Here is a 21,839-nt window from a genome sequence, read left to right as displayed (position 1 = left end):
CGCCCACCCTAGATTCCGGGCGTGCACGCCACCTGGACGCTCGTCAGTCCTCGGTCCAGCGGTACCAGTGCGCCACGACGACCGGGCCGAGCTCGAGAAGAGGAGATGCGTCCCGTCGCCGGCGCTCCTCGGCGCTCCCGGTCAAGCCGATCCGCGCGTCGGGCGACATCGGCAGGATCTCCAGGACGACGTCCCCGGAGCCCGCGTTCAGCGCGTCCAGGTCGAGCACCCACGGCCCACCGTCCCAGAACTGATCGGCGACGACCACGCCGCCGACGAGGATCCGGGCGACGTCGCCGGCCCAGCGGATCTCGAGCTCGCGGCGCTGCGCCGCCGGATCGGTTTCCGGCAGCTCGAGCCGGTGCGCGGCCGCGGCGGCGAAGTCGGCGTCCCGGGGTGCGGAGGCGCGCCCCGCGGACTCGCCGTAGGACACCGGCACGGCGTCGCTCGCGCGGAGCAGGGGCGCCTCGACCGCCTCCGTCTCCGGCCGCATCGACGCCGCCGATCCGGCGACCGGGACGAAGCGCTGCCCTTCCGGGTCGAAGGCGCGCGGCAGGCGGCTCCCCGCCCGGACGTCCCCCGCGATCCGCCCCGCTCCGTCGAGCCAGACCGGGTCCTCCGACAGCACGAGGCGGCGCTCCCCCGAGCCGGCGGCGGCGAGCACCGACGCCTCCTCACCCGCCTCCGCGGACAGGACCAGCACCGAGCACGCTCCGCCGTCGCCCTGCGCCCGCACCAGTACCGGCTCCTCGACATCGAGGCGGAGGAGCGCGCCGTCCCGCCGCTCCCCGTCCACCTCCAGCCGCGTGCCCTCGGCGAAGGCGAGCTCGGCGACGACGCCCGCGGCCGCCACCAGGACCAGCGTCGGCTCCGCCCCGTCGAGGAGCGTCAGCGGCGTCGCGGTCGCCCAGTCCAGCCGGATCCCGCCGACCGTCAGGCGCACCGGCCAGACCGCCAGCGTCCCGGCCGGCACGGGCGTGCTCACCGAGGGGAACCGCACGACCTCGTCGTCGAGACCGATCTCGAGCACCACGCCCGGGTGCTCCGGCAGCGGCTCGTGCGGCTGGTGCCAGGTGACGAAGACGAAGCCGCTCGCCCCGTCGCTCCGCAGCGCCCAGCGGAGCGTCTCGGTGTCCTGCTGGCTCGACGGCAGCTCGTCCGGCAGCGTCGACGGCATCTGCGCGAGCCGCTCGCCGAACGCCTCGAGGAAGGCGTGCTGGCGCCGCAGCAGCGCGAGCGTCGGCGACGGCCGCCCGCTCGCTCCGATCGGCGCGCGGAAGTCGTAGTCGAACCGCGGCAGGTCGTTCGGGTAGCCGGTCGCCTGCGACTCCTGCAGCCCGTCGGCGACGGCGCCGCGCGGGTTCGTCCCGCCGGCGTACATGTAGTAGCCCTGCCAGGCCGAGCCGTTGCCGATCTTGGTGTGCGCGACCGCCGCGATGTCGAGCGGCTGCACGGCCGGGCGCCGGTGGTAGGCGGTGGCCATGCCGCCGCCGAGCTCGCAGGTCGCCGGCGGGTAGTCGAGCGAGGGGGCGCGGGGCGTCACCGCGTCCGTCGTCGCGCCGCGGACGTCGGCGCCGATGCCCGGGTCGTCCCACGTGTGGCTGAAGAAGAAGTGGTCGCGGAACGTCGAGTCCCACGGCGAGTCCGACTCGACCCAGAAGCCGTCCGCGTAGCCGCCGAACAGCGGCAGCACCTCGTCCAGCGGCAGATCGGCGCCGCCCCAGCCCGTCGACGTCCAGATCGGCGCCGTCAGCCCCGCCTCCCGGACCAGGCCCTTCAGGGTCCGGATGTGCTCGGGCTGGTCGTAGATCTCGTTCTCGATCTGGATCGCCACCACGTTGCTGCCCGGTCCGCACCGCGACGCCAGCTCGCCACCCAGCGCGCCGAACCACTCCCGGACGAGCGCGAGGTAGCCCGGGTCGTCGGTCCGGTGCTCCACCTCGGCGGCCTGCACCCAGTCCGGGAACCCGCCGTTGCGGACCTCGCCGTGGCACCACGGCCCCACCCGCAGCACGACGTCCAGGCCGATCTCCGCGCACAGGTCCACGAACGCGCCGACGTCGAGGTCGCCGTCGAAGCGGCGCTCCCCGCGCACCTCCTCGTGGTGGATCCAGATCACGTAGAACGCCACGACGGTCACGCCGCTCGCGCGCATCAGCCGCAGCCGCTCCTCCCACCGGGCCCGCGGCACCCGGCTGTAGTGCAGCTCGCCGGAAACCGGGATGAAGGGCCGGCCGTCGCGCAGCACCGAGCGGCTGGTCAGCCGCCACCGGTCGTGGCGGTCGACCGCGGTGCTCATCGCGGGCTCCCGCGCGGGCGCGGCCCACGGGAGGTGCCGCACAGAGGCGGTGCTGACGGTGTCCTGGTGTGCTGCGGTCATCGAGATGCTCCTTCGGATCCGGTCGACGATCCCGTCCACGCTAGCGGGAGCCCGATCCGCGGCCGCCGCCTCAGCGCCGCGCCCGCGTCGACGCCCGCGCGACCAGCTCCGGCAGGAACACCGTCTGCCGCGGGATCAGCTCCGGGTCCGCCGCCTCCTCGAGCAGCACGCGCAGCGCCGTCCGCCCGATCACCGAGCTCGGCTGCCGCATCGAGGACAGCGGCACGGCGGCGGCCGCGGCGAACGAGATGTCGTCGAAGCCGATCAGCGCGATCTCGTCCGGCACCAGCATCCGCCCGTCCACGGCGAGCGCCTGCAGCAGCCCGAGCGCGACCAGGTCGTTGGCCGCGAAGAGCGCGTCGGGGCGGTCGCGCCGCGGCCGGGCCAGGATCCGCATCCCGGCGGCGACCCCCTGCGCGACGGTCAGCGCCGTGGTCGCCACGACCTCGAGGTCGACCGACGCATCGCTGTTCTCCACCGCGACCCGAGCGCCCGCCAGCCGGTCGGTGACCTGGCGGATCTCGAACGGCCCGCCCACGAAGGCGAGCCGGCGCCGCCCGGTCGCGATCAGGTGCTCGGCCGCCATCCGCCCGCCGGCCACGCTGTCGACCGAGACCGAGCTGTAGCGGCCGTCCCCGCTGAAGCGGTCGACCAGCACGACCGGCACCCCGCGCCCGCGCAGCTTCTCCAGCCGCTGCGAGATGTCGCCGTACGGCGCGATCAGCACGCCGCGCACCTGCTGCTCCTCGAACAGGTCCAGGTACTGCCGCTCGCGCGACGGGTCCTCGTCGGTGTTGCCGTAGAGCACGGCGATCTGGTGGCGCGACGCCTCGTCCTCCGCGCCGCGGACCACGTCGTTGAAGAACGGGTTCTGCCCGTCGAGCACCACGAAGCCGACGGTCGAGCTCACGCCGTTGCGGAGCTTCCGCGCCGCGTCGTTCCGCACGTAGCCGAGCGACTCGACGGCGGCGTTCACCCGGGCGAGGGAGTCGTCGGAGACCTCGTCCGGCCGGTTGAGCACGTTGGAGACCGTGCCGACCGAGACGCCGGCGCGCAGGGCGACGTCGCGGATGCTCACTCGCGCCACATCGCCTCCCCTGGGACGCCGAGCCGCATCTCGCGTTGACCGCTCCGGCTCAGCGTCCCTATAGTAGCGATGAAGCTGGATGAATCGATTCAGGTCCTCTTCATCCGAAGCCGGGACCTGACCGCGATTCCCCTCGATGAGGAGGTACCACCCGTGGCATCAGATCCGCCACCCGCACTCGAGCTCGCCCGCGTGGTCAAGGCGTTCGGCGCCGTCGTCGCGCTGCGCTCGGGCACCATCGCCGTGCACCGCGGGTCGATCCACGCGCTGGTCGGCGAGAACGGCGCCGGCAAGTCGACGCTCGTCAAGATCATCGCCGGAGTGCACCAGCGCGACGCGGGCGAGTTCCTCCTCGACGGCGAGCCGGTCGACTTCTCCTCGACCGCGCAGTCGAAGGCCGCGGGCATCGCCGTGATCTACCAGGAGCCGACGCTCTTCCCCGATCTCAGCGTCACCGAGAACATCTTCATGGGCCGGCAGCCCCGCGGTCGCCTCGGCCGCATCGACCGGAAGTCGATGCGCACCGAGGTCGTCGGCCTCTTCGAGCGCCTCGGCGTCCGGATCGACCCCGACCGCCCCGCCGAGGGCCTCTCGATCGCCGACCAGCAGATCATCGAGATCGCCAAGGCCATCTCGCTCGACGCGAAGGTCCTCGTGATGGACGAGCCGACCGCCGCGCTCTCCGGCGTCGAGGTCGAGCGCCTCTTCACCGTCGCCCGCTCGCTCCGCGACGAGGGCCGCGCGCTGATCTTCATCTCGCACCGCTTCGACGAGGTCTTCTCGCTCTGCGACACCATCACCGTGATGCGCGACGGCGCCTACATCTCCACCACCGCCACCGAGGACGCCACCGTCGACGGCATCGTCCGCGAGATGGTCGGCCGCGACATCACCGAGCTCTTCCCCAAGCAGGCGACCGAGATCACCGACGTCCTGCTCGAGGTGAGCGGCCTCACCTCGGCCGGCGTCTTCCACGACATCTCCTTCACCGTCCGCGCCGGCGAGATCGTCGGCCTGGCCGGCCTCGTCGGCGCCGGCCGCAGCGAGGTGGCGCGCGCCGTCTTCGGCGTCGACCCCTACGACTCCGGCTCGGTCACCCTCGTCGGCGGCCGGATCCCGGCGGGCAGCCCCTCGGCCGCGATGCGCGCCGGACTCGCGCTCGTCCCCGAGGACCGCCGCAAGCAGGGCCTCGTGCTCGACTCCTCCGTCTCGCGCAACATCACGATGGCGATCCAGAAGTCGCTCTCCAAGGGCGGCCTGATCACCGGCCGCCGCGAGAACACCGCCGCACGCGACTGGGCCGCGCGCCTCGAGGTGAAGACCGACGCGCTCGACACCGTCGCCGGCACCCTCTCGGGCGGCAACCAGCAGAAGGTCGTGCTGGGCAAGTGGCTCGCCACGAATCCGAGGGTCCTGATCATCGACGAGCCGACCCGCGGCATCGACGTCGGCACCAAGTCCGAAGTGCACCGGCTGCTCTCGCAGCTCGCCGGGGAGGGGATGGGGATCCTGATGATCTCGTCCGAGCTGCCCGAGGTGCTCGGCATGGCCGACCGCGTCCTGGTGATGCGCGAGGGGCGGATCACCGCCGAGCTCGACCGGGCCGACGCCACCAGCGAGACCGTGATGCTCGCCGCGACGAGAGGGGCCGCAGCATGAGCACCGCCCAGGCGCCGACGCAGAAGCGCGTGCCCGCCGCGAAGCCCAACGCCTTCGCCTCCGGATTCGGCTCCTTCATCCGGGCCCGCGAGACGGGCATCCTGCTCGCGCTGGTCCTCGTCGTCATCGCGACGACCGCGAAGAACCCGACCTTCCTCTTCTCCCCCGACGGCTGGCGCGACCTGCTGCTGACCCCGTCGATCCTCATCCTGATCGCGGTCGGCCAGGCCATCGTGATCATCACCCGCTCGGTCGACCTCTCGGTCGGCTCGATCCTGGGGCTGACCGCCTACCTCACCGGCCGGCTGTTCCTCGACGTGCCGGGGATCCCGATCCTCGCGGTCTTCGCCGCCGGCATCGTCTTCGGCGGACTGCTCGGGCTGATCAACGGCGCGCTCGTCGCGTTCGCGAAGGTCCCGGCACTGGTGATCACCCTCGGCACGCTCTACGCCTACCGCGGCATCAATGTCGCCTGGACCGGCAGCGACCGGATCAACGCGTCCGACATGCCCAAGGACTTCCTCGCGCTGGGCACCGGGCAGTTCCTCACCATCCCGTACCTCACGATCATCGCGCTCGTCGTGCTGGTCGCCGCGGGCTGGTACCTGCGCAACCAGCGCGCCGGCCGCGAGTTCTACGCGATCGGCTCCGACCCGGACGCGGCGCGGCTCTACGGCCTGCCCGTCACCCGGCGCATCCTGGTCGCCTTCGTCGTCTCCGGCGCGCTGACCGGCCTGGCCGGCGTGCTCTACGCCGCGCGCTACGGCACCGTCAACTCGCAGGCCGGCTCCGGCTACGAGCTCGACGCGGTCGGCGCCGCGGTGATCGGCGGCGTCGCGATCTTCGGCGGCTCCGGCACGGTCTGGGGCGCGGCGATCGGCGCGGTGCTGCTGCTCACCATCAACCGGGCCCTGCCGATCCTGGGCGTGCCCGACTTCTGGCAGCGTGCGGTCGTCGGCGTGCTGATCATCGGCGCGATCGTGCTCGACCGCGTGCTCTCCCTCCGACAGTCCCGCAAGCTCCTCGAAGAGAGGGACGACTCCTGATGAGCCTCGTCACCGACACCACCGCCGTGCGCACCGCGCGCGAGTACCGCGACTACGCCCGGCCGGCCTGGCAGCGGATCCTCTTCAGCCGCGAGACCGCGATCGTCGTGCTGCTGATCCTCGTGATCGTCGTCGCCTCCGCCTCGGTGAAGAGCTTCGACAAGCCGATCACCATCACCTACCTCTTCCTCGACATCGCGCCGACGCTGCTGATCGCGCTGCCGATGACGCTGATCATCATCACCGGCGAGATCGACCTGTCGGTCGCCTCCACGGTGGGCCTCGCGAGCGTGCTCACCGGGACGCTGCACCAGGCCGGAGTGCCGTTCGAGGTCGCCGCGCTGATCGCGATCGTGGCCGGCGCGGTCGGCGGAGCGCTGAACGGCTTCCTCGTCACGGTGGTCGGGCTGCCCTCGCTCGCCGTCACGATCGGCACGCTCGCGCTCTACCGCGGGCTCGCGGTCGGACTGCTCGGCACCACCGCGGTCACCGACTTCCCCGAGTTCTGGACCGACCTCGCGAAGGCGAAGCTCGTCGGCCCGGTGCCGCTCGTGGTGCTGCCGTTCGCGATCCTGGCGATCGTCTTCGCGGTCGTGCTGCACTCCACCCGCTTCGGCCGCGGCGTCTTCGCCATCGGCCTGAACGACGAGGCGGCGATCTTCTCCGGCGTGAACGTGAACCGCACCAAGTTCATCCTCTTCGTGGTCTCCGGGGCCGTCTCCGCGCTGGCCGGCATCTACTACACGCTCCGCTACGGCTCCGCCCGCGGCGACAACGCGACCGGCCTCGAGCTGCAGGTGATCGCGGCCGTCCTGCTGGGCGGCGTCTCGATCTTCGGCGGCCGCGGCGCCCTGCACGGCGTGATCGCCGGCGTGATCCTGATCGGAGTGATCGCCTCGGCCCTGCGCCTCGCGAACGTCACCTCCGACGTCATCAACATCATCACCGGAGTGCTGCTCGTGCTCTCGGTGGTGTCCACCAGCTTCCTGGCCTGGCTGTCGCGACTGCGGCGCTCGGGCAGGAGACGCCCCTGATCCCGCATCACCGGCACAGCACCCGCACCACCCCGCACCACCCCCACAGCACCTCGACGAAAGGCAGACGATGATGTTCTCCTCCCGTGGGCGCCGCCTCGGCACCCTCACCGCACTGGCCGTCTCGGTCGCGCTCGTCGCGACCGGCTGCTCCGCCTCCGACGGCGACGCCGGCGGCGACTCCGGTGGCGACGCCGGCTCCGGCGACTACTCGATCACCTTCCTGCCGAAGAACCTCGGCAACGCGTACTTCGACACCTCCGACGCCGGCGGCGAGAAGGCCATCGAGGAGTTCGGCGGCACCTACGCCGAGGTCGGGCCCGCCGAGGCCTCCCCCGACGCGCAGGTCTCCTACATCAACACGCTCACCCAGCAGGGCGCCGGAGCGATCGTCGTCTCGGCGAACGACCCGAAGGCGATCTGCGACGCGCTGAACGAGGCGCGCGACAACGGCACCAAGGTCGTCACCTTCGACTCCGACACCAACGCCGACTGCCGCGACCTCTACATCAACCAGGCCACCGCCGAGGGCATCGCCAAGGCGCAGGTCGACCTGATCACCGAGCAGATCGGCGACAGCGGCGAGGTCGCGATCCTCTCCGCCTCCGCGAACGCCACGAACCAGAACGCCTGGATCGAGCTGATGGAGGAGGAGCTCACCGCGAACCACCCGGACGTGACGCTCGTCGACACCGTCTACGGCGACGACGACGACCAGACCTCGTTCGACAAGACCGCGGCCCTCCTGCAGACCCACCCCGACCTCAAGGGCATCATCTCGCCCACGACGGTCGGCATCGCCGCCGCCGCCCGCTACCTCTCCACCTCGGACTTCAAGGGCAAGGTCGCGCTGACCGGTCTCGGCACGCCGAACCAGATGCGCGAGTTCGTCGAGGACGGCACCGTCACCGCGTTCGCGCTGTGGAACCCGGGAGACCTCGGCTACCTCGCCGCCTATGCCTCGAAGGCCCTGATCGACGGCGACATCACCGGCGCCGAGGGCGACACCTTCGAGGCTGGCGACCTGGGCTCCTTCACGGTCGACGCCGACGGCACCGTCCTGCTCGGCGACCCCTTCACCTTCACCGCCGACAACATCGCCGACTTCGACTTCTGACCCGTTCCGCAGGCATGCTGATCGAGTAGCGCCCACAGGGCGCGTATCGAGATCCACCGTCCATGAAACGGTGGGTCTCGATACGCCGCTCCGCGGCTACTCGACCAGCATGAAGTCACGCCGATCGAACGGCGCCTGCGCGGCATGCTTGTGAATCAGCCGCCTGCAGGGCGACCCTGTTCATGCTGATCGAGTAGCGCCCGCAGGGCGCGTATCGAGATCCCCCACCGAGAGGCCCCACCCCATGCAGCGCGTCTGCTTCCAGCTCCAGGTGCGACCCGAGCGCATCCCCGAGTACACCCGCCGGCACGCCGCGATCTGGCCCGACATGGCCGCCGCCCTGAAGGCCACCGGCTGGAACAACTACTCCCTCTTCCTCCGCCCCGACGGTCTGCTGATCGGCTACTTCGAGACCCCGTCGCTCGAGGCCGCCCGCGCCGGGATGGCCGCCACCGAGGTCAACGCCCGCTGGCAGGCCGAGATGGCCGAGTTCTTCGTCGAGCTCGACGGCGCTCCCGACACCGGCTTCCTGCAGCTGACCGAGGTCTTCCACCTCGAGGACCAGCTGCCCTGACTCCTCCCCTCCTCCCCGACACCCATCGGACAGAGCCGCGGCTCCGAATGATGCACGGGGCCGATCGAGGAGGTAGTGCGGGATGTCGTTCAACAGCCGCCGCTGGCAGGTCCGCACCATCGTGGCGCGGGTCCAGGCCACCGCAGCACTCAGCACGTCGACGCTGGACACGGCCGCTCGCGCCGACCGCAAGCTCGAGATCCTCCGGATCGCGGACGGCGTCGACGCCGGGCGGGTCAGCAACGACGAGGCCGTCGCCGCGTTCGAGCGCCTGGCCCAGGACGTCGGCCACACTCCCGAGGCGCGGCTCGGTTGACGCCTCCGCACCCGGGCGCACCGTGACGGACGGCGCCCCGTCCGCGCAGGACGACCTCGTCCCGACGCTCGCCGACGGCGACCACGCCGCGTTCCGCCGGCTCTACGAGCGCACCGTCCGCCGCGTCCGCTCGATCACCGTCGGCATCCTGCAGGACCACGCGCAGGCCGAGGAGGTCGCGCAGGAGACCTACTTCGAGCTCTGGCGCTCCGCCGGCCGGCACGCGGTCCTCGAGGAGCAGCAGCACCTCGTCGCCGTCATCGCCCGCCGCCGCGCCATCGACCGGGTCCGCGCCGCGCAGTCCTCCCGCGAGCGCGACCACCGCTACGCGATCCACAGCTACCTCCGCGAGATCGACGAGGCGGAGTCGCACGGCGAGATCGCCGGCGAGTTCCGCCGTGCCGCGGCCGAGATCCGCCGCCTCGCCCCGAAGCACCGCGACCTGCTCTTCCTCGCCTACGTCCGCGGCCTGACCCACGCCGAGATCGCCACCGAGCTCGGCCTGCCGATCGGCACCGTCAAGACCCGCCTCCGCGACACCCTCGCCCGCCTCCGCCGCGAGCTGACGCCCCCGTCCCCCTGACCCGCACTGCACGCCGGTCGAGCACCCGCGCAGCGCCCCTGCATGCGGGTCGAGCACCCGCGCAGCGCCCCTCCATGCTGGTCAATCACCCGCACAGCGGCCCTCCATGCTGGCCGAGCACCCGCGCAGCGGCCCCTGCATGCTGGTCGAGTAGCCGCGCAGCGGCGTATCGAGACCCACATCCTCAGCACGGCGGCCCTGCAGCGTCCCCTCCGACGTCGTCATCGCCCGACGCGGACGCAGAACATCAGCCAGGAGCCCGTCTCATCGCCCATCAGCGATGACACGCGCCTCCAGCCGATGTTCTGCCGCCGCGGCCGCGCAACGGCCCCACCCCTGCTGCTCGAGCACCCGCGCAGCACCCTTGCATGCTGGTCGAGCACCCGCGCAGCGGCGTATCGAGACCACACACGCCGAAGCCCCCGCCCTCCGAAAGTGGAGAGCGGGGGCCACTGCGAGACCGTCAGCGCGTCAGAGCGTCTGCGCGAACGGGTCGAAGTCCACCGGCACCGCGGGCACCGGCGCGGACAGCGTGCTGTCGATCGCGACGAACTCGCCGCTCTCGGCCGACTCCTGCGCCGACAGCATCACGTCGAGCACGTGGAAGCCGAGCTCGCCGGTCGCGACGTGCGGGCGGTCCTCGGCGATCGCGCGGACCATGTCGAGCAGGCCGAGGCCGCGGCCGACGACCGTGCCCTTCTGCTCGATCTCGGTCCACTCCTGCTCGCCCCACTGGCCGTCGGCGATCGAGGTGCGTGCCTTCACGTAGGCGGTGCGCCCCTCGAACTGGTTCGGGTCGGGGATCACGATCGACCCCTCCGTGCCGTGGATCTCGAAGACGCCGTGGCGCTCGAGCGCGGAGTCGAAGCTGAGCAGGCTCGACGCCTGCGGCCCGGCCGCGAACGAGGTCAGCACCTGCAGCGACGTCGGCACCTCCACCGGGAACGTCGTCCCCGCGTCGGGGCCGGAGCGGATGACCCGCTCCTCGAGCTTCTTGCGGCCGAGCGCGGCGACCCGCGCGACCGGTCCGAACAGGCTGACGAGTCCGGTGAAGTAATACGGACCCATGTCCAGGAGCGGTCCCGCGCCCTCCGCGAAGAGGAAGGCCGGGCTCGGGTGCCAGAGGTCCGGTCCGACCGTCTGGAAGACGGTGGACGCGAACATCGGCTCGCCGATCACGCCGTCCGCGATCGCGCGCTTCGCGGTCTGGAAGCCCGGGCCGAGCAGCGTGTCCGGCGCCGAGCCGACGCGCAGCCCCTTGGCGGCGGCGTCCTGCAGCAGCTGCGCGGTGCCGGCGCGGTCCAGGCCCAGCGGCTTCTCGCTCCAGACGTGCTTGCCCGCGGCGATCGCCGCGGCCGAGACCTCGACGTGCGCGGCCGGGATGGTCAGGTTGACGACGACCTGCACGCCGGCGTGCGCGAGGACGTCCTCGGCGGAGCCCCAGGCGGGGACGCCGTGCTTCTCGGCCTGGCTCTTCGCCCGGTCGAGCAGCAGGTCGCCGACGATCAGGACCTCGACGTCCGGGAAGGACGCGAGGTTCTCGAGGTAGGTGTCGCTGATGACGCCGACGCCGATGACGCCGATCCCGATGGGCCCGCTCATGCCGCGTACCCGCCCTTCACGAGGAAGTCATAGCTGGCCTGGATGTCCGCGAAGACGTCGCCGGGGGCGTTGTCGTACTCGATGACGGCGTACTTGATCGCGCCCTCGCCGGCCTTCAGCGCCTCGACGAGCGGCACGTCGCCCTCGCCCGGGCGGCGCTGGTCGAGGGTGTCCGAGCCGAAGGCCGCGGCGCCGGGGGCGAACGGGTTCTCTGCCGGCGCGATGCCGTCCTTGACGTGCACCGCGACCAGGCGCGAGCCCAGCTTCGACACCAGCGCGGGGCCGTCCTGGCCGCCGGTCAGCGCCCAGAACAGGTCCAGCTCGATCTCGACGCGCTCGTCGGTGGTCGCGACGAAGCGCTCGTAGGCGGTCCGGCCGTCGAAGGAGGCGATGAACTCCTGCGCGTGATTGTGGTAGCCGACCTTCAGGCCGAAGGTCGCGGCGACCTCGGCGGCCTTGTTCAGGCGGTCGGCGATGTCCGCCACGCCGTCCTCGGTCAGCCAGCGCTCGGCCGAGACGAAGGGGTCGATGACGGTCTGGATGCCGATCTGCGCGGCCGCCTCGAAGACGACCTCGGGGGCGGGGGTCGGGATGGATCCGTCCGGCGTCCACAGCTCGTCGGAGAGCAGCGGAGCGTGGCCGGTCGGCGAGGCGAGACCGCTCGCGTCGAGCGCGGCGCGGATCTCGGCGGGACGGCGGACGAAGTCGAACGCCTCGACGTTCTTCAGTCCGATCGCCGCGAGCTTCTCGAGCGAGCCGTTCGGGTCCTCGGAGAACTCCTTGGCCAGCGTGTAGAGCTGGATGGAGGCCAGGGGCAGAGTCATGATCGATGTCGCTTTCACTGGTGATGGTGGTGCGGGCAGGACTGTCGTCTCCGACCAGCCTGTCCTATGGACGTCCGAGAAAGGCCTATCGGACTTTCTTGATGGGGAGGATGACGAGTGCGCCGACCACTGCGGCCAGTGCGCAGACCGTGAACCACAGCCCGTAGTTGTTGCCGGTCGGGTCGCTGACGTAGACGAGGATGCCGCCGACCAGCGGCGCGAGCGTCTGCGGCAGCGCGTTGGCGATGTTGAAGACGCCGAGGTCCTTGCCGGAGTCGTCGGGGTTCGGCAGCACGTCGACGACGAGCGCCAGGTCCACGCCGACGTAGATGCCGTAGGCGAGTCCGAGGACCGCCTCGAGGACGTAGAAGGCGCCGATGTCCTGCACGAAGATCAGCGCGAAGGTGCCGATCGCGAAGAGCGCGGTCGAGCTCCAGACGAACACCTTGCGGCGCCCGATCCGGTCGGAGAGCCAGCCGGCGAAGTAGCTCGCGCCGACGAGGGTCACCGTGTAGATCAGCACACTGGTGGTGATCACGGCCGGGATGCTCCCCTCCTCCACGCCGATGTGGTTGAGGAGGTAGAAGAAGCGGAAGGTGGTGAAGCCGAAGCTCGCGAAGATGATCAGGAAGCGCGACCACCAGGCCAGCGCGTAGTCGGGGTTCTTCACCGGGCTGACCCAGAAGGTCTCGGCCCAGTCGCGCAGCGTCGCGCGCGGCGGCGCCTGCGGCAGGCGCTTGTCGGGCAGCACGACCGCGAAGACGACCATGGCGACGATCGCGAGGATCGACGGGGCGACGAACATCACGACCAGCTGGCCGGCGAACGCCTGGGCGACGTAGGTGCCGCCGAGGATGCCGACGTTCTGCGCGATGCCGAGCGCCGCGGTGATCTTCCCGCGCTGGAACTTCGGCACCTGGTCGGCGAGCGTCGCGGTGAAGGGGGCGAGCGTCATGTTCGCGCCGAGCTGGGCGAGCGACCAGCCGACGGTGGCGACGAGCAGGGTGGGCGCGAGCGCCATGATCGCGAAGGCGACCGTCATCAGCACTGTGCCGGTCACGATCCAGATCCGGCGCCGGCCGAAGCGGCTCGTCGTGCGGTCGGAGAGGCGGCCGACGACGACGTTCGCGATCGTGGCGAAGAGGGCGCCGAAGCCGCCGAGCACCGCCGCGGCGCCGGTCGCGCCGTCCTGCGCGATCTCGCCCGACTCGACGAGCGACTGGATCTTGAGGCCGATGCCGACGACTGCCGGCCCGAGCAGGGCGATGAAGAAGATCAGCTGCGCCGCGAGCAGCCAGAAGACGTAGCCCTTCGTCGCCGGCTCGGTCGGCTCGGAGAACGAGTGGTGCCCCCGCACCGTCGCCGTCGCGGTGGTCATGCCCGAGGGCATCCCCGCCGCGGATCCGCTGGACGTCGTCATGATCGTTCCCTCTCGTCATCGAGTGTGCAGAATCGAGCGGTCGTGCCCAAAACCTTGCGTCGTGTGGTTTTGAGTATGCAGGGCCGCCCGCCCCGCCGCAACCGTCCACCGCACGAGACCGGAACCCGAGTTGCGCAAGATCCCGCTTCGACGACGCTAGCCCTCCCCCTCGCGCCGCCGCCGCCCCGTACCCGAGCTGGCGCGCGACGTCCCGCGAGCAGCCCCCGACGTCGGATTCAGCGCGACCGCGGACCGCGGCAGCTCTGCCGAGGCTGTCGACCACTCGCGCGATACACCGGCTGACACCGCTTCGGCGTCCTGCACTGGCGCTGCGCCGCGGCCGCGAGCGGCTCACCGAGTCATTAAACCAAGAACGGCCCGCCGAAGCGGGCCGTCCTGTTCTGTCTCAACCAGAGTGCGCCCGGAGGGATTCGAACCCCCAACCTTCTGATCCGTAGTCAGATGCTCTATCCGTTGAGCTACGGGCGCAGTCCATCGCGTGGCCTTGGGAGGCGCACGCAACGAGGTACGACTATACACATCGGGGAGCCCCTCCGCGAATCGAGCGGGCGCCCGCCCGGGCCCGCGTACCGTGGCAGGCATGGAGGCCGCCGCGATCGAGCTCGTGCGCTTCGTCGTCTCGCCGCTGCACCGGTTCGAGGGGCGGCCGGCGGACGGCCCGATCCCCTCCGAGGGCAACGAGCAGCCCGAGCGGATCGAGATCCGCGCGGGACTCGGCATCGTCGGCGACCGCTACTTCGCCCAGCGCGCGCACCGGACGGCCGCGGTCACCCTCTTCGCGATCGAGTCGCTCGAGCACGTCGCGGCGGAGCTCGGCCGTGCCGCGTTCGACCCCGCCGACACCCGCCGCAACATCATCGTGCGCGGCGCCGACATCGACGCGCTCGCCGGCCGCACCTTCGCGGTGGAGCAGGGCGGCGAGCGGATCGAGTTCCAGGGCGGCCGGCCGGCCAACCCCTGCGCCTGGATGGACGTCTCGCTCGCGCCCGGCGCCTTCAAGGCGATGCGGCGCCGCGGCGGCGTCCGCTGCGCTCCGCTCACCAACGGCGTCCTCCACATCGGGCCCGCCCGGCTGATCCTCCACCGCTCCGAGGACATGCTGATCTGAGCGGATCGGCCAGCGCCTAGGCTCTCCCCCGACCCGTTCCCGCCAGGCCGCTGCGCCGCGACACCCGAGGAGGCGCCCGTGCCCTACCCCGGCCGCCCCCTGCGCGCCCTCGCCTCGAGCGTCCGCCACGGCCTGCGCGACGTCTTCTCCACCACGCGCTCCCGCCGGCGCGACCCGCGCCGCCGCTACAAGAACACCGACGTCTCCGTCCTCCGCGTCCACCGCCGCGACGTCTACGCCCGCGTCAACACCGTCGGCCACACCGGCGAGCGCACCTTCGTCCTCGTCCCGGGCATCGGCGTCGCCGCCACCTACTTCGAGCGGCTCGCCCCGGCGCTCAACGAGTTCGGCCCCGTGCACGCCCTCGACCTGCCCGGCTTCGGCGGCGTCCCGCACCCGCCGAACGCCCGGCACATGACCATCGGCGACTACGCCGAGCTCGTCGGCGCGGTCATCGACGACCTCGGCCTCGACGACCCGGTCGTCCTCGGCCACTCGATGGGCACGCAGGTCGTCGCCGAGCTCGCCGCGCGCCGCCCCGAGCTCACCACGATCGTCCTGCTCGGCCCGGTGATGAACCCGCACGAGCGCCGCATCCCCGTCGCCGCCTGGCGCTTCCTCCAGTCGAGCGTCCGCGAGCCGGTCCAGGTCGCCGTCCTCGCCGCCGCCGCGTACCTGCTCTGCGGCCCGCGCTGGTTCTCGCGGGTGCTGCCCGAGATGATGCAGTACCGGATCGAGGACGTCCTGCCCCGGATCCGCGCCTCCACGCTGGTCATCCGCGGCGAGTACGACCGCCTCGTCCCGCGGGAGTGGGCCGAGGAGGTCGCCGAGTCGATCCCGCACGCGCGCGCCTGGGAGATCCCGGACGCCTCGCACTCCGTGATGCACGCCCACGCGGAGGAGGTCGCCCGGCTCTGCGTCGAGCACGCCCGCGCGCCGCAGCCCGACCGCGGCGAGTCCGAGCTGCGCCGCTTCCCGGACGACGAGATCGACCGCTCGCAGGAGGACGCCCCGATCGAGGACCCGCTGGGCGCGATCCACGGCCGGGTGACCGAGCTCGCCGGCATCCTCGTCGACGACGACTCGCTGATCGCCGAGGGCAAGACCCAGCACGCGGAGGCGACCGACCCGGCCGCCCTGCAGGAGTCCGACACCGATGCCGGAGACGGCGACTCCGGGCCCGGCCTCTTCGACACGCCCGCCGCACGCTGAGCGCGGAGCCCGCTCAGGACTCCTCGCCCACGATCTCCTCGCGGATGCGCCGCAGGTCCTCGGCGAGCGCCCCCAGCAGGATCCAGTGCTCCGGGTGCGGGGTCACGATCACCAGCGGCGCGGTGAGCGCCGGCAGCTCGTCGGTGATCGGCTCCGGCTCCGGCACCGCGACCGAGGACTGCACGAGCAGCCGCAGGTCGTGCGCCGCCCGGTGCAGCTGCACCGCGATGTCCCCGATCGTCGGCTCGCCCACCAGCTCCTGGTCGTAGAGGTCGTGCACCGTGCGGGTCATCCCGCGCACGCGCGTCACGATGCGGGCGAGCCGCGGAGTGACGGAGTCCAGCGCCAGCAGCCGGTCGCGGTGCGCGGAGCGGCGCGGGTTGAGCCGCAGCGACTCCTCACCGGTCGCGATCGCCTCCTCCGCCTTGGTCTGCATGGTCTGCAGCAGCCGCGCGTTGATCAGCAGCTCGCTGAGGCGCTCCCGGCCGACCCTCGTCTCGAGCACGTCGGCCAGGTCGTCGAGCGCCGCGGCGAGCTGCGCGGTGAGGTCGCCGACGGCCCGCTCCGCCGGTGCGAGGGTGATCGGCGGGACGATCAGCGCGTTGACGACGATCCCGACGGCCGCGCCGATCAGCGTCTCGAGGATCCGGTCCACGGCGTAGTTCGGCGTCACCGAGCCGACCGAGAGCACGAGCATCGCGCTGATCGGGATCTGCACCGCGGAGGCGGGTGTCAGCCGGACCGCCCAGCCCACGGCGATCGCGGCGACGATCGCGCCGAGGACGATCGCACTGTCGTCGCCGAAGAGCGTCCCGATCAGCGACCCGACGACGACGCCGATGATCACGCCGACGCTGCGCTCGAGCGCCTTGGAGAACGACTGGTTCACGCTGGGCGCGACCACCAGCAGCGCCGCGATGGCGCCGAAGACGGGCAGCGTCCCGGGGAAGATCAGCGCGGCGATGATCCAGGTGACGACGGTCGCCGCCGCCGTCTTGACCAGCTGCAGCACCGGCGGCCGCGTGTCCACGGTGAAGCTGGACGTGAGGCGCATGGCTCCACGGTAGCCGCGGCGTGCGGGCGCGGTCACGGCCTCGGCGCCGCCTCGATGCTCGCGAGCACCGCCCGCAGGCCGCGGGCGGCGTCGTCGCGGAGCGCGTCGGGCACCGCGGCGAGCAGTTCCCGCTCCACCTCGAGCACCTCGGGGAAGGCGGCGTCGACCAGCGCGGTCCCCTCGGCGGTCAGCGCGATCAGCGCGCCGCGCCCGTCCGCCGGGTTCGCGGTCCGCAGCACCAGCCCGCGGCGCTCGAGCGCGTGCAGCCGCTTCGTCACGGCCGGGGCGGAGGCGAGGCCGATCGTCCGCAGCGTCGTCGGCGACTGCGGTGCGGCGAGCCGGCGCAGCGTCGTCAGCACGTCGAACTCGCCGCGGGTCAGCTCGAAGGCGGCGAGCCGCTCCTCGGTCGCGCGCACCAGCAGGGCGGAGGCGCGGATCAGGCGACCCGCGACGTCCACCGCCGAGGTGTCCAGCTCGGGCCGCAGCCGACGCCAGCCCGCACGGATCTCATCGACGGCGTCCGGAGACGCGCCGGGGTCCGGACGCGACGAGTCGCTCGACAAAAGATGATTCACGAGTAAAGTATATCTGGTTCACCCGTGAACGACCTCTCCGGCCGGTGCCGCTCGGACCCGCCCGCCGACCCGAGGACTCCGATGCCCGCCACCCCCTCCCTCCGCAGCGCGCTGCCGCACCCCCGCGAGCTGGTCGCCTTCGGCCCGCACGACGGCGCCCACCGCGTCGCCCTGCGCGCCGGGATCTCGATGGCGGTGCCGCTCCTCCTCCTCTGGGTCTTCGGCCGAACCGACCTCGCCCTCTACGCCACCTTCGGCGCCTTCACCGCGCTGTACGGACGCCGGCACACCCACCGCCCGCGCCTGCTGATGCAGGCCTCGGCCGCCGCCTACCTCGTGGCGATGGTGACGATCGGCACCGCCGTCGCCCTGTCGCCGCAGCGCGACTGGCTGATCATCCCGGTGGTGACGCTCGCCGCCGTCGGCGCCGCCTACCTCAGCGACGCGCTGCACTGGCACCCGCCCGGCCCGCTCTTCCCGGTGTTCGCCGTCACCGCCTGCGCCTCGGTGCCCGTCGCGGCGACGCGGATCCCGGAGGCGTTCGCCCTCGCCGCCGCCTCCGCCGCCTTCTCGCTGCTCATCGGAGTGAGCGGGATCGCCGCCCCGCGCGCCCGGCTGCTGCCCGCGACGCCCTGGCGCCCCTCCTTCCGCGCCGCCGCCGTCCGCTCCACGACCCGCGCCGGGATGCTCCGCTTCGGCGCCGTCGTGCTGATCGCCGGAGCGATCCCCACCGCGACCGGCCTCGGCCACCCCTACTGGGCGATGGTCTCCGCCGTCGCGGCGGTCTCGGGCGCCGACGCGACCGCCCGCCTCGTCCGCGCCGGCCACCGGATGCTCGGCACCGTCATCGGCGTCGCGATCGCCGCCGCGCTGCTCGCCCTGCCGCTGTCCCCGCTCGCCACGATCGGCGTCGTCGTGCTGCTGCAGATGCTCGCCGAGCTCGTCGTCGGCCGCAACTACGGCCTGACCCTCGCCCTGATCACCCCGCTCGCGATCCTGATGGTCGAGCTCGCCCACCACACTGACGAGTTCGTCCTCCTGCGCGACCGCGCCCTCGAGACCGCGATCGGCGTCGCCGTCGGCGTGGCCGCCACCCTGCTGTCCCACGCGATCGCCTCCCGCACGCACAGCGGAACCGCCGCCACCCGCTGACCGACGACGCGCGTGCAGAGCACGTCATCCACCTCCAGATCTGCTCCAGATCGTGACAGAATCTGGAGCAACGAGAGGCGGGTGCGACGGTGAAGGTCCCCATGCCGCCCCCCGACTGGGCCGCGGTCCTGCACGGCGAAGGCCGAGATCGGATCGTCTCGGCGATGGTCGGCGCCGATCTCGACGACAGCGCCTACCTGCCCTGGGACAAGATCCGCTACCGGACTCCTCCCGCCGGCCTCACCGTCCAGGAACTCTGGGCGGCCCTCAAGCTCCGTCGTCAGTCCGGGCTGCGCACGGTCTCCCTCCTCTCGAAGGAAGGCAAGGCCTTCTCGTACACGCTCACCGATCACCTCCTCCGGAGGTGCGAGGAGATCGCGGCCCGCGCGAGCGGCACGATCTCGATGCCCGAGCTCGCCGTCTCTCAGGGGGACCGAGACCGGTACGTCGTCAGCTCGCTCATCGAAGAGGCGATCACCTCCAGTCAACTGGAGGGCGCCTCCACCTCGCGCCGCGTGGCCAAGGAGATGCTCGTCTCCGGTCGCCGCCCCGTAACGAGGAGCGAGCGCATGATCCTGAACAACTACCGCGCGATGGAGCGCATCCGAGAGGTGACCGAGGAGCGGCTCACCCCGGAGCTCGTCCTCGAGCTGCACCGCATCGTGACCGATGGCACGCTCGACGATCCCGAGGACGCCGGACGCCCCCAGCAGGAGAGCGACGAGCGCGTCCGCATCTTCGGAGACGACGACCAGATCCTGCACGTGCCGCCGCCGGCCGCCGAGCTCGCCGATCGGCTCGAGGCACTCTGCCGTTTCGCGAACGGCGAGGACGGCGACACCGCCTATCTCCCCGCTCCGCTCCGCTCGATCGTCCTGCACTTCATGATCGGCTACGACCCTTACTTCGCCGACGGCAACGGCCGGACCGCGCGGATCCTCTTCTACTGGAGCATGCTCCGGCAGGGGTACTGGGTGACGGAGTACCTCACCGTCTCTCGGATCCTCAAGAACGCTCCGGCCAGGTATGCGGGCGCGTACCTGCTCACCGAGGACGACGACGGTGATCTCACGTACTTCCTCACTCACCACGTCGACGTCTACACGCGGGCGCTCGACGACCTGCAGAGACACCTCCAGCGCAAGAGCGCTGAACTGCGGGACATGAGAGCCCTGCTCGATCGCCGATCGAACGACCTCAATCCTCGGCAGCTCGCCGCACTGGAGTCGGCACTCCGCGATCCGCAGTCGGAGTTCACCGTGCACGGCCATGCCACCACTCACCGCGTCTCCGGAGAGACCGCTCGAGTCGACCTCCTCGGCCTCGAGGAAGCGGGCCTGTTCGTGCGCTCCCGGCGGAGCAAGAGCTATGTCTGGCGTCCGGCCGGGGACGCGGGCCGCGTGGTCGAGAACGCTGCGGAGGAATGACCGCTCGCTCCTCCGTCCGATCCGGATGCGGGTGAGGAGCCCGATCGCCCCTCACCCGGGCACGACGGAACCCCCGGTCGGCTCGCGCTGACCGGGGGTTCCACTGGCGGGGGTCGGCGGGCGCCGGACCCGATGGGCCCGCCCGCCCCCGCACGAGGCGCGGAGTCGCGCGGCGGTTTCCCCCCACCGCGCGGCCCTCACGCCTCAGCTAGGCGACGAAGCTCCACTTCTGGTGGTTGCCTCCGTTGCAGGACCAGGTCCCGAGCTGACGACCCGCGGTCGTGCTCTCGTCGGGCACGTCGAGGCAGGCGCCGCTCGCACGGTTGACGATGGTCTGACCGCTCAGCTGCCACTGCGACGTCTGTCCGGACGTGCAGGGCGCCTGCACCAGCGCGCCACCGGAACCCGAGCTCCCCGACTGCGCGAGGCAGAGCCCGCTGTGCTGCGTCTGGAACTGCACGTAGCCACCGGCCGACGCGCGGGCGAAGACTGCGTTCGACCCGTTGCCGCAGGTCCACTGGACCACCTTCGAGCCGGTCGCGGTCGAGTCGTCCGCGACGTTCACGCAGAGTCCGCTCGAGGCCGACTTGATCGTCGACCGGGGCAGCGCCGGGGCGGCGTTCACCGTTCCCGCCGTGTCGATGACGACCCCGTCCACCTCGGGCATGGCGACCGAGGTGTTCGACGGGAACTGCAGCGGCTGCCAGACGTAGCTGGAGTCGTTGACCGCTCCGTTGTTCGCGCCCGCCCAGCGGTCGCCCATGTAGAGGTAGGACGTGCCGGCGGTGCCGCTGATGGTCGCGACGTAGGTCGGCTGCGAGCGGTTGCCGGTCGGCCCGCCGAAGTCGGTCGGCGTCGACCACGGCCCGGTGATCTTCGTGGCCGTGGAGTACTTGTTCTGGTTCGGGCTCCAGCCGGTGGTCCCGGACGAGAGCGCGAAGTAGACGCCGTTGCGCTTGAAGATCGTCGGCGCCTCACGCGACTGGTTCTCCCAGTGCAGGCCCTGGAACGACTCGACGTTCGTGTACGACGCGTTGAGCTTGAAGATCGCCGTCGACGCGTTCGTCGTGGGGATGGCCGTCGACGAGAAGAGGTACGCCGACCCGTCGTCGTCCTGGTACACCGTCATGTCGCGCGACTCGTAGCCCTGCGGCCGGAAGCTGCCCTGGTAGGCGTAGGAGCCGTCGATCGTGCTCGAGGTCGCGACCGCGACCCGGCCCTCCCAGTAGTTCTGCCCGTTCTCCCAGTGCATCCAGAGCACGTACTTCTGGGTCGCGGCGTTGTAGACCAGCTTCGGCCGCTCGATCGTGGAGACGTTCAGCTCCGGCGCCGAGTTCTTGGTGAGGATGTCGCCGCGGAACTCCCAGTTCTTGAAGTCGGTGGAGCGGTACAGCGGGACCGAGATGAACCGGTTGTCCGCGTCGGTGCTCTGACCGACCCAGTAGTAGTACTGCCCCACCTTGAGCAGCCCGGCGCCGTGCCCGTGGATCGGCTGGCCCTGGGTGGTGAGGAACTGCGTGCCGTTCGTGACGGTCTGCGGCGCCGCCGTCGCGGGCGCCAGGCCCGTGACCGCGACCAGCGCCGCCGTGGCGAGCGCCATGAGCGCCAGCCTGATCCGTCCTCGTCGTTTCGTCATTGAAACTCTCCT

19 protein-coding genes and 1 tRNA gene are annotated in these 21,839 nt (G+C 71.7%); 11 read left to right on the top strand and 9 right to left on the bottom strand.

Annotated features, from left to right (window positions below; all coding sequences use genetic code 11):
- Nucleotides 1-43: 43 nt before the first annotated feature.
- Nucleotides 44-2,380, bottom strand: coding sequence for a beta-galactosidase (locus EDF45_RS13780; RefSeq protein WP_123736808.1), 2,337 nt, complete (start codon nt 2,378-2,380; stop codon nt 44-46).
- A gap of 70 nt (nt 2,381-2,450) precedes the next feature.
- A complete protein-coding gene (locus EDF45_RS13775; RefSeq protein WP_123705492.1) occupies nt 2,451-3,467 on the bottom strand; it encodes a LacI family DNA-binding transcriptional regulator in 1,017 nt (338 codons plus the stop codon).
- Between the two features lie 153 nt (nt 3,468-3,620).
- On the opposite strand from EDF45_RS13775, the gene EDF45_RS13770 reads away from it, so the two are divergent.
- From EDF45_RS13770 to EDF45_RS13745, 7 genes are all read left to right on the top strand, one after another.
- Nucleotides 3,621-5,126 (top strand): sugar ABC transporter ATP-binding protein, encoded by a 1,506-nt coding sequence (locus EDF45_RS13770; RefSeq protein ID WP_260312205.1) that lies wholly within the window; start codon nt 3,621-3,623, stop codon nt 5,124-5,126.
- The gene (locus tag EDF45_RS13765) at nt 5,123-6,172 is read left to right on the top strand and encodes an ABC transporter permease (protein ID WP_123736637.1); all 1,050 of its coding nucleotides are present in this window, start codon (nt 5,123-5,125) and stop codon (nt 6,170-6,172) included. The genes EDF45_RS13770 and EDF45_RS13765 overlap by 4 nt, the downstream gene beginning before the upstream one ends.
- A complete protein-coding gene (locus tag EDF45_RS13760) occupies nt 6,172-7,206 on the top strand; it encodes an ABC transporter permease (protein ID WP_123736636.1) in 1,035 nt (344 codons plus the stop codon). Before EDF45_RS13765 ends, EDF45_RS13760 begins: the two co-directional genes overlap by 1 nt.
- 70 nt (nt 7,207-7,276) lie before the next feature.
- Nucleotides 7,277-8,323: a rhamnose ABC transporter substrate-binding protein gene (gene rhaS, locus EDF45_RS13755; protein ID WP_123736635.1), complete on the top strand. Its 1,047-nt coding sequence runs from the start codon at nt 7,277-7,279 to the stop codon at nt 8,321-8,323.
- 244 nt (nt 8,324-8,567) lie between these two features.
- Complete coding sequence (locus EDF45_RS13750; protein WP_123705497.1) at nt 8,568-8,897, top strand: L-rhamnose mutarotase; 330 nt, start codon at nt 8,568-8,570, stop codon at nt 8,895-8,897.
- 82 nt (nt 8,898-8,979) lie between these two features.
- Complete coding sequence (locus tag EDF45_RS21300) at nt 8,980-9,213, top strand: hypothetical protein (protein WP_165909178.1); 234 nt, start codon at nt 8,980-8,982, stop codon at nt 9,211-9,213.
- A 22-nt stretch (nt 9,214-9,235) separates the two neighbouring features.
- Nucleotides 9,236-9,796: a sigma-70 family RNA polymerase sigma factor gene (locus EDF45_RS13745; RefSeq protein ID WP_132437981.1), complete on the top strand. Its 561-nt coding sequence runs from the start codon at nt 9,236-9,238 to the stop codon at nt 9,794-9,796.
- A gap of 471 nt (nt 9,797-10,267) precedes the next feature.
- On the opposite strand, the gene EDF45_RS13740 is transcribed toward EDF45_RS13745, so the two are convergent.
- The 4 genes from EDF45_RS13740 to EDF45_RS13725 form a co-directional block, all read right to left on the bottom strand.
- Nucleotides 10,268-11,398, bottom strand: a complete 1,131-nt coding sequence (locus EDF45_RS13740) for a Gfo/Idh/MocA family protein (RefSeq protein WP_123736633.1) — start codon at nt 11,396-11,398, stop codon at nt 10,268-10,270.
- The gene (locus tag EDF45_RS13735) at nt 11,395-12,222 is read right to left on the bottom strand and encodes a sugar phosphate isomerase/epimerase (RefSeq protein WP_123446773.1); all 828 of its coding nucleotides are present in this window, start codon (nt 12,220-12,222) and stop codon (nt 11,395-11,397) included. Before EDF45_RS13735 ends, EDF45_RS13740 begins: the two co-directional genes overlap by 4 nt.
- Before the next feature lie 85 nt (nt 12,223-12,307).
- Nucleotides 12,308-13,642 carry an MFS transporter gene (locus EDF45_RS13730; protein ID WP_221181129.1) on the bottom strand — a complete coding sequence of 445 codons (1,335 nt, stop codon included), beginning with the start codon at nt 13,640-13,642 and terminating at the stop codon, nt 12,308-12,310.
- A 416-nt stretch (nt 13,643-14,058) separates the two neighbouring features.
- Nucleotides 14,059-14,131, bottom strand: a tRNA-Arg gene (locus tag EDF45_RS13725).
- 112 nt (nt 14,132-14,243) lie between these two features.
- Between EDF45_RS13725 and EDF45_RS13720 the strand changes: the two genes are divergently transcribed.
- Together EDF45_RS13720 and EDF45_RS13715 are read left to right on the top strand one after the other, a co-directional pair.
- Nucleotides 14,244-14,771 (top strand): MOSC domain-containing protein, encoded by a 528-nt coding sequence (locus tag EDF45_RS13720; protein WP_123736632.1) that lies wholly within the window; start codon nt 14,244-14,246, stop codon nt 14,769-14,771.
- A gap of 78 nt (nt 14,772-14,849) precedes the next feature.
- A complete protein-coding gene (locus EDF45_RS13715) occupies nt 14,850-15,983 on the top strand; it encodes an alpha/beta fold hydrolase (RefSeq protein WP_260312204.1) in 1,134 nt (377 codons plus the stop codon).
- Between the two features lie 13 nt (nt 15,984-15,996).
- On the opposite strand, the gene EDF45_RS13710 is transcribed toward EDF45_RS13715, so the two are convergent.
- A complete protein-coding gene (locus EDF45_RS13710) occupies nt 15,997-17,037 on the bottom strand; it encodes an aromatic acid exporter family protein (protein WP_123736631.1) in 1,041 nt (346 codons plus the stop codon).
- A gap of 32 nt (nt 17,038-17,069) precedes the next feature.
- Nucleotides 17,070-17,612 carry a MarR family winged helix-turn-helix transcriptional regulator gene (locus EDF45_RS13705; protein WP_123736630.1) on the bottom strand — a complete coding sequence of 181 codons (543 nt, stop codon included), beginning with the start codon at nt 17,610-17,612 and terminating at the stop codon, nt 17,070-17,072.
- A gap of 81 nt (nt 17,613-17,693) precedes the next feature.
- Here EDF45_RS13705 and EDF45_RS13700 point away from each other — a divergent pair, with 81 nt between their 5' ends.
- Nucleotides 17,694-18,764 (top strand): FUSC family protein, encoded by a 1,071-nt coding sequence (locus EDF45_RS13700; protein ID WP_148060288.1) that lies wholly within the window; start codon nt 17,694-17,696, stop codon nt 18,762-18,764.
- A 101-nt stretch (nt 18,765-18,865) separates the two neighbouring features.
- Nucleotides 18,866-20,191, top strand: a complete 1,326-nt coding sequence (locus EDF45_RS13695) for a Fic family protein (protein WP_260312203.1) — start codon at nt 18,866-18,868, stop codon at nt 20,189-20,191.
- Between the two features lie 208 nt (nt 20,192-20,399).
- On the opposite strand, the gene EDF45_RS13690 is transcribed toward EDF45_RS13695, so the two are convergent.
- Nucleotides 20,400-21,827, bottom strand: coding sequence for an RICIN domain-containing protein (locus EDF45_RS13690; RefSeq protein WP_221181128.1), 1,428 nt, complete (start codon nt 21,825-21,827; stop codon nt 20,400-20,402).
- Between the last annotated feature and the right edge of the window lie 12 nt (nt 21,828-21,839).

It is taken from the genome of Rathayibacter sp. PhB186, from assembly GCF_003751825.1.
Lineage (GTDB): Bacteria > Actinomycetota > Actinomycetes > Actinomycetales > Microbacteriaceae > Rathayibacter > Rathayibacter festucae.
This window is presented reverse-complemented; position numbering and strand designations above follow the sequence as displayed.

Excerpts from the sequence above, each read along its gene's own strand:
- EDF45_RS13780 (WP_123736808.1), bottom strand. The coding sequence starts at position 2,380 with ATGACCGCAGCACACCAGGACACCGTCAGCACCGCCTCTGTGCGGCAC.
- EDF45_RS13765 (WP_123736637.1), top strand. The coding sequence starts at position 5,123 with ATGAGCACCGCCCAGGCGCCGACGCAGAAGCGCGTGCCCGCCGCGAAG.
- EDF45_RS13760 (WP_123736636.1), top strand. The coding sequence starts at position 6,172 with ATGAGCCTCGTCACCGACACCACCGCCGTGCGCACCGCGCGCGAGTAC.
- rhaS (WP_123736635.1), top strand. The coding sequence starts at position 7,277 with ATGATGTTCTCCTCCCGTGGGCGCCGCCTCGGCACCCTCACCGCACTG.
- EDF45_RS13750 (WP_123705497.1), top strand. The coding sequence starts at position 8,568 with ATGCAGCGCGTCTGCTTCCAGCTCCAGGTGCGACCCGAGCGCATCCCC.
- EDF45_RS21300 (WP_165909178.1), top strand. The coding sequence starts at position 8,980 with ATGTCGTTCAACAGCCGCCGCTGGCAGGTCCGCACCATCGTGGCGCGG.
- EDF45_RS13740 (WP_123736633.1), bottom strand. The coding sequence starts at position 11,398 with ATGAGCGGGCCCATCGGGATCGGCGTCATCGGCGTCGGCGTCATCAGC.
- EDF45_RS13735 (WP_123446773.1), bottom strand. The coding sequence starts at position 12,222 with ATGACTCTGCCCCTGGCCTCCATCCAGCTCTACACGCTGGCCAAGGAG.
- EDF45_RS13730 (WP_221181129.1), bottom strand. The coding sequence starts at position 13,642 with ATGACGACGTCCAGCGGATCCGCGGCGGGGATGCCCTCGGGCATGACC.
- EDF45_RS13720 (WP_123736632.1), top strand. The coding sequence starts at position 14,244 with ATGGAGGCCGCCGCGATCGAGCTCGTGCGCTTCGTCGTCTCGCCGCTG.
- EDF45_RS13710 (WP_123736631.1), bottom strand. The coding sequence starts at position 17,037 with ATGCGCCTCACGTCCAGCTTCACCGTGGACACGCGGCCGCCGGTGCTG.
- EDF45_RS13700 (WP_148060288.1), top strand. The coding sequence starts at position 17,694 with ATGCCCGCCACCCCCTCCCTCCGCAGCGCGCTGCCGCACCCCCGCGAG.
- EDF45_RS13695 (WP_260312203.1), top strand. The coding sequence starts at position 18,866 with ATGCCGCCCCCCGACTGGGCCGCGGTCCTGCACGGCGAAGGCCGAGAT.
- EDF45_RS13690 (WP_221181128.1), bottom strand. The coding sequence starts at position 21,827 with ATGACGAAACGACGAGGACGGATCAGGCTGGCGCTCATGGCGCTCGCC.